Source organism: Hominisplanchenecus faecis, assembly GCF_020687205.1.
GTDB lineage: Bacteria > Bacillota > Clostridia > Lachnospirales > Lachnospiraceae > Hominisplanchenecus > Hominisplanchenecus faecis.
This window is the reverse complement of sequence record NZ_JAJEQE010000023.1, coordinates 1-14,308: the sequence shown is the minus strand read 5'-3', so window position 1 is coordinate 14,308 and position 14,308 is coordinate 1. Positions and strand designations below refer to the sequence as shown.

Sequence of the window (14,308 nt, the reverse complement as noted above, 5' to 3'; positions counted from 1 at the left end):
CATGAAACCACGATGTGCTTGCACAAGAGTGGTTTTATGGCATCGTTTAACCCTAGTATTTACAAGGAGGAACATTATGCAGGAAATAAAAACTCCAAAGAAGCCGTTTATCTATTACCTGATCATTGCGGCAACGATCATGATACTGCTCAACACACTTGTTTTTCCGAATGTGCTGAAGCATCAGGTAAAGGAAGTCGGCTACAATGTTTTTATGCAGATGACAAATAATCAGGAGATCGGCTCGGTAAATATCACCGATTCTGAGATCTTCTTTACAAACAAAGACAATTCGCAGATGTACAAAACCGGCGTGATCAACGACCCGGAACTGGTAGACCGTCTGTACAAAGCAGGTGCAACTTTTTCCACGGAGATCACAGAAGAAATGTCTCCGATCGTTTATCTTCTGCTCGGCTATGTACTGCCAATCTTTATTTTTGTTGCACTTGGCAGATGGCTTTCCAAAAAGATGATGAGCAAGATGAGTGACGGGGCAAACCCGATGAACTCCATGATGTTTGGCACAAAGAGCAATGCCAAGATCTATGTAAAATCCACAAGCGGCATCAAATTCTCCGATGTGGCAGGAGAGGAAGAAGCAAAAGAACTGCTTACAGAGATCGTAGATTTCCTTCACAATCCCGGCAAATATCAGGAAATCGGAGCATCGATGCCAAAAGGTGCACTGCTTGTAGGCCCTCCGGGAACCGGTAAAACATTGCTGGCAAAAGCAGTTGCAGGTGAGGCGAATGTACCGTTCTTCTCGATCTCCGGTTCTGAGTTTGTTGAGATGTTTGTCGGTATGGGTGCTGCAAAAGTGCGTGACCTGTTCAAACAGGCAAGCGAGAAAGCACCGTGTATCGTCTTTATCGACGAGATCGATGCGGTTGGCAAGAAACGTGACGGACGCATCGGCGGCAACGATGAGCGTGAGCAGACGCTGAATCAGCTGCTCACGGAAATGGATGGATTTGACGGTTCCAAGGGTGTTGTCATTCTGGCAGCGACCAACCAGCCGGATTCTCTTGACCCGGCACTGCTCCGTCCGGGACGATTTGACCGCCGTATTCCGGTGGAACTGCCGGATCTTCAGGGTCGTGTGGATATTCTGAAAGTCCATGCAAAAAAGATCAAACTTGCGGATAACGTAGATTTCAATGCGATCGCCAGAGCTGCATCCGGAGCATCCGGAGCGGAACTTGCAAATATCGTGAATGAAGCAGCACTTCATGCTGTACGCTGCGGACGCAAATTTGCAACACAGGCAGATCTGATGGAGAGCGTGGAAGTTGTTATCGCAGGATATCAGAAGAAAAACCGTATCCTGTCGGATAAAGAGAAACTGATCGTTTCCTATCATGAGGTTGGTCATGCACTGGTTGCTGCCATGCAGACTAATTCCGCACCGGTTCAGAAGATCACGATCATTCCGAGAACTTCCGGTGCACTCGGCTATACGATGCAGGTAGAAGAGGGCGAGCATTTCCTGATGAACAAAACAGAGATGGAAAACAAGATCGCAACCTTTACCGGCGGCCGTGCGGCAGAAGAACTGATCTTTGGTGAGATCACAACCGGAGCTTCCAATGATATCGAGCAGGCAACGAAATTTGCAAGAGCCATGATCACACGTTACGGTATGAACGAAGAGTTTGATATGGTAGCCATGGAAAGCGTTTCTAACCAGTATCTTGGCGGAGACAGCTCTTTGACCTGCTCCATGGAGACACAGACGCTGATCGACCAGAAAGTCGTTCAGCTGGTCAAAGAACAGCATCAGAAGGCAAAGAAAATTCTGGAAGACAACGTTATGAAGCTGCATGAGATCGCAAAATTCCTCTACGAGCATGAGACGATCACCGGAGAAGAATTTATGGAGATTCTGAACAGCGACAGCCAGAAGATCATCGAAGAGAAACAGCAGTAAAAAAGAAACACAAATAAATGAAAGAAATAAAAAATCCGGAACGGACAGTAAAAACTGTTTTGTTCCGGATTTTTTTTGCGGCAGGATCACTGTATATATCTGCGGAGTGATTTCGTTGAAAATACTGCTCCGGTTAAGATGCAAAACATACAGTTTCAGCCAGTTTCTGGAGCTTGAATGCAGTCATCACATCAAGAGTTCCGGTATAGGGGATGCCCATTGAGGATCTCGAAAAAACAGTGTTGTAAATGACGCATGCTGCCAGGTAACTTCCTTCTACGGTCGGGTGCGAATAGTCACCCATCAGAAGTTTGATCCCATACGAAGAATGGCTGCAGAGCAGAAATGCTGTGCCAACCGGAGCGACGAGAGCATTGTGCTCTTCGGCGATCTCCGCAATCGTACGGTTAAGAATACTCTGGTAATCAGAGCGGTTTGACACGGAATCGTACCGGTTATAATCATTATGCCATTTCCCCGGGGCCCATGTCTGATAAAGGACCATCTTTGCACCGCTGGCCTGAATATAAGGAGCCAGCTTGCGGATGGTTCTTTTCATACGCTGTGGTTTGGAAATCGGATAATAGCGTCGATCCTGCAAAATGACGTAATCCCATCGCTGCATACGCAGAAGCCGGTAAAGTTTTCTGCCGTTGGCAGTTGTAGGATTGCTTGTATTTTTCAGGGAATGTCCCGGATTGGTGAGTGACCTTACGATCACGTTCTGCCCGGAACTCTTGCACAGTTTCCGAAAAATATTTGGCATATGATTTCGCTGTGTATAGCTGTTTCCCACAAATAAAATGCGTGTGGGAGATGTTGGTGCTTCCCTGTGCCCTGCGGCATGTGCTGTGACAGGAATCCAGCACAGCATCATGGCAAGACAAACTATAAAAATCGATTTTTTGATCGGTAAAAACTTCTGCATCAGAATTCAGCAGCTGTCTGCAGGATCAGAACGGCATCGGAAGTGTCTGCAATACCGTCCTGGTTCATATCTGCACTTACGGTTGCAGCATCGTCCAGAGTATCAAGTTCAGCGGCAGAACGAAGCAGCAGTGCACTGTCGGCAGTAGTTACGCTGCCGTCGTTATTTACGTCGCCAAGCAGACGAACGTTTGCAACTTTTTCGGTCAGCAAGGTAACTGCATTGTTGATTGCATCCTGAAGTGCATTCGGGTTGTCATTCACTGCTTTTCCGGCAGCCAGAGCTTCTTCCAGACCGTTCAGTGTAGAAGATACATAGCTGTCTTTTGCAGCAACGATGGCTTCTGCTTTTGCGATGACAGCAACCAGAGCAGCTTTGTTTCCGACACGTTCCAGATTGGTGATCGCAGTGATGATATCAGCATATGCCTTGCCGATCGCCTCCGGTGTACGGTTCAGGTCATCAATGACGTCTTTTGCAGCATCCATTGCATCTTTCAGATCTTTATAGCTGTCGGATGTAAAGTCTTTTTCTTCCAGACCGCCTGCGGAAGCAACCAGTTTTTTCAGAGCGGCGAGGTCAGCTCTTTCAGCCATAGCAGCCAGTGCATCCAGCAGTGTGGAAGCAGCACGGTCAACTTCTGTCTGAGTAGCAGATGTGTTTGCATAAACAGCTTTTGCAGCTGTCAGAGCAGCTGTCAGATCTTCGGTGTTTTCATAATCAGCAGCACGTTCCAGAAGCTTGTCAGCAGCAACGATGGCAACGTTCAGATGTGTTTTCTGAACACCGTATGCCAGGTTGTTGACTGCATCGACCAGAGCGGACACAGCACTGTCCATTTCTGTGATGGAAGCATTGGATTTGTCAAGAACAGCTTTTGCAGCAGTTAAAGCACTCTTCAGTGCAGCTGCGGAATCTGCTGTATAAACAGAAAGATCAGCGTCTTTCCATGTATTGTAGAAGTTCAGCAGTGAGTTTTCAACTGCATAATAGGAACTTGGTTCGACTGCATCGTAAGTCAGACCATAACCGAAAGCGTATTTGATATCGGATGTCATCTGACCATTTTCGATAACTGGAACATTAACCGGAAGTTTACCGGATGCAGCGAAGCGACCAAAGATAACTTCTACGCCGGCGATGATGTTCGGACCAAATGCATTATCCGGTTTCAGAGCTTCTGTCGGATCCATACCTTTGTTTCCGTATACAGCTACGATCGCATCAGAATCAGCGTAGTTTGCAACATCATAAGGTTTGGAAATACTCATAACGATGGATTTCTTGCCCTGTGCTTTTGCGTATTCTGTGATAGCGGTCGGCTGTGTGGTCAGCCAGTTGGAAAAGTTTGTGGAAACTTCGGAAATAACGATCACGTAGTCTGCATCGTCAATTTTCTGTTTTACCTGGTCAAGGTTTGCAGAAGTGTAACGAAATGTCTCATAATCTACTTTTCCGCTGATGATGTGATCTGCGATCACACGTCTCATACCAAGTGCGAGTCCCGGAGTTTCGTTGTTGTATGCACCAAGCAGAAGCACTTTCTGTCCTGCCTGCGGTTTCAGCGGCAGAATATTGTCGTTATTTTTGATAACGGTAACAGCCTGGGCAGAAATATTTCTCTCAATGTCACGATTCTGTTCAGAACCAACCTGCTCGTTTGCAACGGCAAGTTTTTCCTCGTAAGTACGAGTATCGCTTGTGTAATTCAGGATGCCTCTCTTTTCTTTCAGAGAAAGGATTCTCTTAACAGATTCGTTGATGCGATCCACAGAGATCTCTCCGGAATTAACAGCAGCTTCTACGCCGTCCAGGATTGCATCCATTTTCGGCATATCTGCCTTGCTTCTGAGGATAGTCGGCATCAGGCAAATGTCAACACCGGCTTTGATGGCACGGATGCAGGCATCGGTTTCGCCGAAGTTCTGAGAAATCGCATCCATGTTCAGGGCATCGGTTACGATGATGCCGTCATAGTGCATTTCGTTTCTTACAAGGTCAGTAAGAATGGTTTTGGAAAGCGTTGCCGGGAGACGGATCTCGGAACCGTCTTTCTTGGAAATGGCAGTTTCTTTTTCAACCTGTGGATACTGAATGTGTGCTGTCATCAGCATGTCTACGCCGTTGTCGATCATTTTCTGGAACGGAACGAGTTCACACTGTCTGAGTTCGTCCAGAGATTTGTCTACACAAGGAAGACCTGTGTGGGAGTCTGTAGCGGTATCGCCATGACCCGGGAAATGTTTGGCAGCAGTAGCGATGTTGTACTCCTGCATACCTTTCATGGCAGCAGTTGCCATGCTTCCTACCAGTTCCGGATCGCTTCCGTAAGAACGAAGGCCGATAACCGGGTTGGAAGGATTGCTGTTGACATCGGCAACAGGTGCAAAGTCTACGTTGATGCCGAGGGCACTCAGCTCGCGTCCGATCACTTCTCCGGACTGTGTTGCAGCGTCCGTGCTTCTGGTTGCACCGAGAGCCATGTTTCCAGGAAGAGCTGTTCCGCTTCCGAGACGGTAAACAATACCGCCTTCCTGGTCGATTGTCAGGAGCAGCGGGATGTTGCTGCCGTCCGTTCCGCTTGTGGCAGCTTCCTGAAGATCCGTTGTCAGTTTCAGTGTCTGATCTGTCTGAGCTACATTTTCAGCGAAAAGAATAACTCCGCCGAAATCATAATCCTTGATGATCTGAGCCACTTCATCGTTCATCACCTGGAAATTTTTCTGTCCCGAGTCCGATTCTGTCTGCCATTTACGGAAATCAGGCATCATCATCTGGGCGATCTTCTGGCGGAGCGTCATTTTGCTCATCAGATTGTCGACAACAGAGGTTTCAGCAGCCGGGTCAGCAGGAGCAGCATTTACAGCTAATGTTCCAAGTGAGCTGACACACATAACGGCTGTCATTGCAGAAGCCATAAAGCGTTTGAGTGTGTTCTTCTTCATTTCTTTTCTCTCCTTTCATAAGATAAATATTAAAGATGTTGAGAATAAAAATGATGCCGGCGAATTGCTTCGTTATAAAGTGATGGGCCCTCTCACTCTGGCATCATAATTCAAATTTATCATAGCATATTTAACTGAAAATTCAATGATGATATATGAAATATTTAGTACCTTTTGGCAAATATAAGATTGAGAAAATGACAAATAGAAAAAGAATATGTTTGTCAGGCAACTCTTATAGCTGAACAACTTTTTTGCCTTGACTTTTCCGGAATTTCTACTATATAATAGGGACAGACTAACAGGAAAATAACGCAGAAGAAGACAAGTACGTCTGTCGTAAAAGACACAGAGAGCTCCGGTGGGTGGGAAGGAGTACAAGTAACACAGGCGGAATATCACTTCGGAGTTGCAGACTGAAAGCTGTTTTATAGCATCGCTGAAAGTAAGTCGTGCCGGATTCCCCCGTTATCGGGAACGCATATCGCATTTTGTCGGTATGTTGTAACAGGTGGTTATGAGAGTATTGGCTGTCATCCTTTTACAGGATGGCAGCTTTTTGATTTATTCCTTATAATAAGGACAGGAGGTTACTTATGTACGAAAAAGTTTCGACAAATCTGAATTTCGTAGGCAGAGAAAAAAATGTTGAGAAATTCTGGGAAGAAAATCACATCTTTGAAAAGAGTATGGAAAACCGTAAAGAAGGTGAAACTTACACCTTTTATGACGGACCGCCAACAGCTAACGGCAAACCGCATATCGGACATGTTCTGACCCGTGTTATCAAAGATATGATTCCGAGATATCAGACCATGAAAGGCAAAATGGTTCCGCGTAAAGCCGGATGGGATACACACGGTCTGCCGGTTGAGCTGGAAGTAGAAAAAATGCTCGGTCTGGACGGAAAAGATCAGATCGAAGAATATGGACTGGTTCCTTTCATTGATAAATGTAAAGAGAGCGTATGGAAATACAAAGGCATGTGGGAAGATTTCTCCGGAACGGTTGGTTTCTGGGCTGACATGAAAAATCCGTATGTTACCTATGATGATAACTATATCGAGTCTGAATGGTGGGCACTGAAAACCATCTGGGAAAAAGGCCTGCTGTACAAAGGATTCAAGATCGTTCCTTACTGCCCGCGCTGCGGTACTCCGCTTTCTGCCCAGGAAGTGGCACAGGGTTACAAGGACGTAAAAGAACGTTCTGCTGTTGTACGTTTCAAAGTCAAAGACGAAGACGCTTACATTCTGGCATGGACAACCACACCATGGACACTGCCTTCTAACCTTGCACTTTGCGTAAACCCGGATGAGGATTATGTAAAAGTTCAGATGAAAGAAGACGGTCGTGTTTATTACATTGCACAGGCTCTGGCTGACAAGGTGCTCGGCGAAGATGCTTACAATGTACTGGAGAATTACAAAGGAACCGACCTGGAATATAAAGAGTACGAACCACTGTACAGCTGTGCAGCCGTTCATGCAGAAAAACAGAACAAAAAAGCATTTTATGTTGTTTGTGATACTTACGTAACACTGACAGATGGTACCGGTATCGTTCATATCGCACCGGCATTTGGTGAAGACGATGCGAAAGTCGGACGTAAATACGGACTGCCGTTTGTACAGTTGGTTGACGGCAAAGGTAACCTGACGGAAGATACACCGTTTGGCGGTATCTTTGTAAAAAAAGCAGATCCGCTCGTGCTGAAAGACCTCGATGAGAGAGGACTTCTGTTTGATGCACCGAAGTTTGAGCACAGCTATCCGCACTGCTGGAGATGCGACACTCCGCTGATCTACTACGCAAGAGAATCCTGGTTCATCAAGATGACAGCTGTCAAAGATGACCTGATCCGCAATAACAACACCATCAACTGGATTCCGGAAAGCATCGGTAAAGGACGTTTTGGCGACTGGCTGGAGAATGTTCAGGACTGGGGTATCAGCCGTAACCGTTACTGGGGAACTCCGCTGAACATTTGGGAGTGTGAGTGCGGACATCAGCATTCGATCGGAAGCCGTCAGGAACTGTTCGAAATGAGTGGAAATGAAAAGGCAAAAACCGTAGAACTGCATCGTCCGTACATCGATGAGATCACGATCAAGTGTCCGAAGTGCGGAAAGCCGATGCACCGTGTACCGGAAGTGATCGACTGCTGGTTTGACTCAGGAGCAATGCCGTTCGCACAGCATCATTATCCGTTTGAAAATAAAGACGTGTTTGAGAAACAGTTCCCGGCACAGTTTATTTCCGAGGCAGTTGACCAGACAAGAGGATGGTTCTATTCTCTGCTGGCAGAGTCCACGATCCTGTTCAACAAAGCACCGTATCAGAACGTTATCGTTCTTGGACATGTACAGGATGAAAACGGTCAGAAGATGAGTAAATCCAAAGGAAATGCCGTTGATCCGTTTGATGCACTTCAGACTTACGGAGCAGATGCGATCCGCTGGTATTTCTACATCAACAGTGCACCATGGCTGCCGAACCGTTTCCACGGCAAAGCCGTTCAGGAAGGACAGCGTAAATTCATGGGAACTCTGTGGAATACTTATGCATTCTTCGTTCTGTATGCGAATATTGATGAATTTGACGCAACAAAATATACATTAGACTACGACAAACTCTCCGTAATGGATAAATGGCTGCTCTCCAAGATGAACACCATGATTCAGACCGTGGATGACAACCTGGCAAATTACCGTATTCCGGAAACTGCAAGAGCACTTCAGGAATTTGTGGATGATATGAGTAACTGGTATGTACGCCGCAGCCGTGAACGTTTCTGGGCAAAAGGCATGGAGCAGGATAAGATCAATGCTTACATGACACTTTACACCGCTCTGGTAAATGTTTCAAAAGCAGCTGCACCGATGATCCCGTTTATGACAGAAGACATCTACCGCAACCTGGTATGCAGCATTGACAAGACTGCACCGGAAAGCGTACATCTGTGTGATTTCCCGAAGGCAGATATGGCTCACGTAGACAAAGAACTCGAAGCAAACATGGATGAAGTACTGAAGATCGTTGTTATGGGACGTGCATGCAGAAATACTGCAAACATCAAGAACAGACAGCCGATTGCAAATATGTTTGTAAAAGCTCCGAAAGAACTGCCGGAATACTTCGCAGACATTATCCGTGACGAGCTGAACAGCAAGAAAGTCACCTTTACACAGGATGTAAAAGACTTTACTTCTTACAGCTTCAAACCGCAGCTGAAAACCGTAGGACCAAAATACGGCAAACTGCTTGGCGGTATCAAACAGGCACTTTCTGCACTTGATGGCAATCAGGCAATGGATGAGCTGAAAGACAAAGGCTCCATCACGCTTGACATCAATGGCAGTGAAGTTGTATTATATGAGACAGATTTACTGATTGATACAGCACAGATCGAAGGCTATGTATCTGAGCAGGATAACGATATTACCGTTGTTCTGGATACCAACCTTACTCCGGAATTGATTGAGGAGGGATTTGTGAGAGAACTGATCAGTAAAGTCCAGACCATGCGTAAAGAGGCAGGTTTTGAGGTGATGGACAGAATCCGCCTGTATGCAGCTGATAACGAAAAGATCCTTACCGTCCTGAACGATCATATGGATGAGATCAAGGATGAAGTCCTTGCAGATGAGATTGTTCTTGGAAGTGTTGCCGGATACGAAAAAGAATGGAGTATTAACGGTGAAAGTGTACGCATGGGTGTTGAAAAGACACAGAAATAAGGAGGATTTGCTGTGAGCAAAAGATTTGACAAAGAAGTATTTATTGAGAGTGTGAAAAGCAACCTGAAAACACTGTACCGTCAGACACTGGTTGACGCAACAAAACAGCAGGTATTTCAGGCAGTATCCTATGCAGTCAAGGATACGATCATTGACAACTGGATGGAAACCCAGAAAGTTTACGAAGAAGAAGACCCGAAAATGGTTTATTATATGTCCATGGAGTTCCTGATGGGACGTGCCCTTGGAAATAACATGATCAACCTGACAGAGTACAAAGAAGTAAAAGAAGCTCTGGAAGAGCTGGGCTTTGACCTGAACGTGATCGAAGACCAGGAACCGGATGCAGCACTTGGAAACGGCGGTCTTGGCCGTCTGGCTGCATGCTTCCTTGACTCTCTGGCAACACTTGGTTATGCAGCATACGGCTGCGGTATCCGTTACCGCTATGGTATGTTCAAACAGAAAATCGAAAACGGTTATCAGATAGAAGTGCCGGATAACTGGCTGAAAGACGGTAATCCATTTGAGCTGCGTCGTCCGGAATATGCAAAAGAAGTAAAATTTGGCGGCTATATCCGTGTAGAATACGATGAAGCAACAAAACGCAACAAATTTATCCAGGAAGGATATCAGTCTGTACGTGCGATCCCGTTTGATATTCCGATCGTTGGTTACAATAACAATGTAGTAAATACACTGCGTGTATGGGATGCAGAAGCAATCAACGACTTCCAGCTGGATTCTTTCGATAAAGGTGATTATCAGAAAGCCGTAGAACAGGAAAATCTGGCAAGAAATATCGTAGAAGTTCTCTACCCGAACGATAACCACTACGCAGGTAAAGAACTGCGTCTGAAACAGCAGTATTTCTTCATTTCTGCAAGTGTTCAGGCAGCTGTTGCAAAATATAAAAAGAATCATTCTGACATCCGCAAATTCTATGAGAAAGCAACCTTCCAGCTGAACGATACACATCCGACTGTTGCAGTAGCAGAACTGATGCGTATCCTGCTTGACGAAGAAGGTCTGGAATGGGATGAAGCATGGGAAGTTACCACAAAGACCTGTGCATACACCAACCACACCATCATGGCAGAAGCACTGGAAAAATGGCCGATCGAGCTGTTCTCAAGACTGCTTCCTCGTATCTACCAGATCATCGAGGAGATCAACCGCAGATTTGTGGAAGAGATCCAGAAAAAATATCCGGGCAACCAGGAGAAAATCCGCAAGATGGCTATCATTTACGATGGACAGGTTAAAATGGCACATCTGGCTATCTGTGCAGGTTACTCTGTAAACGGTGTTGCTGCACTGCATACAGAAATTCTGAAAAATCAGGAATTAAAAGACTTCTATGAGATGATGCCGGAGAAATTCAACAACAAGACAAACGGTATTACACAGAGACGTTTCCTGCTTCATGCAAACCCGCTGCTGGCAGACTGGGTAACCGAACATATCGGTGATGAATGGATCACAGATCTGGCTCAGATCTCCAAACTGAAAGTTTATGTGGATGATGAAAAAGCACAGCAGGAGTTCATGAACATCAAATACCAGAACAAACTGCGTCTGGCAAAATACATCAGAGAGCACAACGGTATCGATGTAGATCCTCGTTCTATCTTCGATGTACAGGTTAAGAGACTTCATGAGTACAAACGTCAGCTGCTGAACATCCTGCACGTTATGTATCTGTACAATAAGATCAAAGATCATCCGGAAATGCCGTTCTATCCAAGAACCTTCATCTTTGGTGCAAAAGCAGCAGCCGGATATCGTCGTGCAAAACTGACGATCAAACTGATCAACTCTGTTGCAGATGTGATCAACAACGATAAGAGCATCAACGGAAAACTGAAAGTTGTATTTATCGAAGATTACCGTGTATCCAATGCAGAATGGATCTTTGCAGCAGCAGATGTTTCCGAGCAGATCTCCACAGCAAGTAAAGAAGCATCCGGAACCGGAAATATGAAGTTCATGCTGAACGGTGCACCGACACTGGGAACCATGGACGGAGCAAACGTAGAGATTGTTCAGGAAGTTGGAGAAGAAAATGCGTTTATCTTCGGTCTGTCCGCTCAGGAAGTTATCAACTACGAGAACAACGGCGGCTACAATCCGATGGATTATTTCAACAACGACCAGGATATCCGTCGTGTCCTGATGCAGCTGATCAATGGAGAATATGCTCCGGATGATCCAGAAAGATTCCGTGATATCTACGATTCTCTGCTGAACACAAACAGCAGCGACAGAGCAGATACTTACTTCATCCTGGCAGACTTCAAGTCTTACGCAGAAGCTCAGGAGAGAGTAGAAAAAGCATACCGTGACGAAACAGGCTGGGCAAGAATGGCAATGATGAACACCGCATGCAGCGGCAAGTTCACATCAGACCGTACCATCCAGCAGTATGTAGATGAAATCTGGCATCTGGATAAAGTGACCGTAGAAGCATAAAAGAATGATAAAGAAATAGCAAAAATGGGCAGTTGGATATGAAAAAGCCAACTGCCTGTTTTTATAAAAAAGAAAGAACATCATAGAAATATGGTTTCTTTTATGATAAAATCATTTTATATAACGAAAGAAATCAGGTGAAATATGAAACAACTGTTATCTATTGAGGAGTTAATTCAACATATGAAAAACAGAGGTATTACATTTAATGAAATTTCAGAAAATGATGCCAAACAGTTTTTGCAAAACAATAATTATTATATGAAATTGGCTGCGTACAGAGCTAATTATGACAAATGCGATACAGGTAAAAGACAAGGGCAATATAAAAAATTAGATTTTGGTTATTTAAAGGAATTATCCACTATTGATATGTATTTGAGATACATAGTAATGGATATGTGTTTGGACATCGAACATGTAATCAAAGTACGATTGATTAAAAATATTACAAATAACCCGTCGGAAGATGGATATGATATTGTACGTAAATTTATTGCTCAGGATGATAACCTGCGAATATTGAAAAATATCAGAAGCCATAAATCAGGTGAATATTGTAAAGATCTTATTGAAAAATACTATCCATATTTTCCAGTATGGGTTTTTGTGGAACTAATTTCATTTGGTGATTTATTATATTTCTGTTCTTTTTATGAAAAAATTTATGGAGTTCAGATTATAAATAACAAATTGATGAATACGGTACGTGATGTTAGAAATGCAGCAGCACATAGTAATTGTCTGTTAAATAAAATGACAGAAAAAATTGATTCAACCAAACAGGTAAATAATGAAATTTCAAGCTTCATTATTGGAATGAAAAATATATCAAAAACTTCAAGAGTTAATAATCTAAGCTATAAATTTACCAATAGTTTTGTAACGGTATTGTATGTATATGATAGTTTAATGAATGAAATACCAAAACAAAAACGTTATAAAGAAATCCAAGAATTTATGAATGGTCGTGTGGTTAAGAATAAACAGTTTTTTCAGAGCAACAGTAAGATAGTCGGAGTATATAATTTTCATAAAAAAGTAATTGACAATTTAGTAAAATAAACATATAATGTATAGCATAATTGAAAAGCGAAAGCCTTTGTAGAGAGTGGCACATTGAAAAATGTTCCGCTCTTGATTTTTTATATTTAAATTTATTGTAACTGTTCAGAGCCAACCTCCAAAATGCTACGCATTTCGTCGGTGTGGCGTATCCGCCAAATAAAATTTCAAAAACAGTTTTAAAAATGCAAGCATTTTATACCTGTCTTTTGAAATTTTGCTTGGCTCTGAACAGTTACAATTTATTTCTTTCATATTCACTTCGCATAAAAAACCCAAAATCGGAAAAAATGAGAATAAGGTAACTGTTTGGTTGCAAATCTGAATTTATGAGGTGAAGGGATATGCAGAAGAAGGATGGAAAATGGTTTACGCGAAAAAAAGGTGCGATGTTGGTTCTGACTTTATGTCTTGTAGGGGCGGCTGCGGCAACGACCTACTATGCTGTTGATCTGTCGGATACGGCACAGGAACCGGCAAAAGAGCATATGGTGGATCTGAATGAAAGTCCTGTCGAGACAGAAGCTGAGGCGGTGATTTCATCAGAAGCGGAAGCAAATCTGGCTTCTCAGGCAAATGAGATGGATGTTGATCCGGCATCACTGGCAGGCGGCAATCGTCAGATAAGGGCAGAACAGGAAACAGCCGGGCAGGAAACGGAAGCAGAGACAGAAGGCATGGAGACCGAAAAAGTTTCCTCCGGACAGGTCAACGCAGTGGTCAGTCCGACGGTCAGCTTTGCGTCCACACAGGAACTTCAGTGGCCGGTAGCCGGCAAAGTGCTCATGGACTACAGCATGGATTCTACCGTGTATTTTGCAACGCTGGATCAGTATAAATATAATCCGGCACTGATCTTCGGGGCGGAAGAAGGAGCACAGGTCGTATCTGCGGCAAAAGGAATCGTTGATTCCATCACAACAAACGACGAAACAGGAACAACGATCCGCATGAATCTCGGAGATCAGTACACGCTGATCTACGGCCAGCTTGAGAATGTAGCCGTAGCAGAAGGCGATGTAGTCGAGAGAGGACAACTTTTAGGATACGTGGCACAGCCGACCAAATACTACTGCAAAGAAGGCACAAATCTATATTTTGCCATGGAAAAAGACGGAGCAGCAGAAGATCCGTTTCTGTATCTGGACTAATATGATGCCAGGGTCAAAAGGTCTAAATCCACATGAGCTTGCTCATAGGTGGATGAAAGACCTTGGGACCCGCCCCG

At 44.3% G+C, this 14,308-nt stretch carries 7 protein-coding genes; 5 read left to right on the top strand and 2 right to left on the bottom strand.

All coding sequences use genetic code 11. The annotated features are described in order from the left end of the window. The first annotated feature begins 76 nt into the window (after positions 1–76). The gene (gene ftsH / locus LKD42_RS08060) at positions 77–1,930 is read left to right on the top strand and encodes an ATP-dependent zinc metalloprotease FtsH (RefSeq protein WP_248835369.1); all 1,854 of its coding nucleotides are present in this window, start codon (positions 77–79) and stop codon (positions 1,928–1,930) included. Positions 1,931–2,063: 133 nt separating this feature from the next. On the opposite strand, the gene LKD42_RS08055 is transcribed toward ftsH, so the two are convergent. After that, complete coding sequence (locus LKD42_RS08055) at positions 2,064–2,696, bottom strand: SGNH/GDSL hydrolase family protein (RefSeq protein ID WP_248835368.1); 633 nt, start codon at positions 2,694–2,696, stop codon at positions 2,064–2,066. 161 nt (positions 2,697–2,857) lie between these two features. Next, complete coding sequence (locus LKD42_RS08050; RefSeq protein WP_248835367.1) at positions 2,858–5,803, bottom strand: glycoside hydrolase family 3 N-terminal domain-containing protein; 2,946 nt, start codon at positions 5,801–5,803, stop codon at positions 2,858–2,860. A 596-nt stretch (positions 5,804–6,399) separates the two neighbouring features. On the opposite strand from LKD42_RS08050, the gene ileS reads away from it, so the two are divergent. The 4 genes from ileS (at position 6,400) to LKD42_RS08030 (ending at position 14,231) form a co-directional block, all read left to right on the top strand. Next, the gene (gene ileS / locus LKD42_RS08045; protein WP_248835366.1) at positions 6,400–9,543 is read left to right on the top strand and encodes an isoleucine--tRNA ligase; all 3,144 of its coding nucleotides are present in this window, start codon (positions 6,400–6,402) and stop codon (positions 9,541–9,543) included. 12 nt (positions 9,544–9,555) lie between these two features. Next, on the top strand, positions 9,556–12,015 hold the full coding sequence (locus tag LKD42_RS08040; protein WP_147632859.1) for a glycogen/starch/alpha-glucan phosphorylase: 2,460 nt from the start codon (positions 9,556–9,558) through the stop codon (positions 12,013–12,015). A 144-nt stretch (positions 12,016–12,159) separates the two neighbouring features. Continuing rightward, entirely contained in the window at positions 12,160–13,080 is a 921-nt protein-coding gene (locus LKD42_RS08035; RefSeq protein WP_248835365.1) for an Abi family protein, read from the top strand. Positions 13,081–13,424: 344 nt separating this feature from the next. Next, positions 13,425–14,231 carry a peptidoglycan DD-metalloendopeptidase family protein gene (locus tag LKD42_RS08030; RefSeq protein WP_248835364.1) on the top strand — a complete coding sequence of 269 codons (807 nt, stop codon included), beginning with the start codon at positions 13,425–13,427 and terminating at the stop codon, positions 14,229–14,231. Positions 14,232–14,308 lie beyond the last annotated feature (77 nt).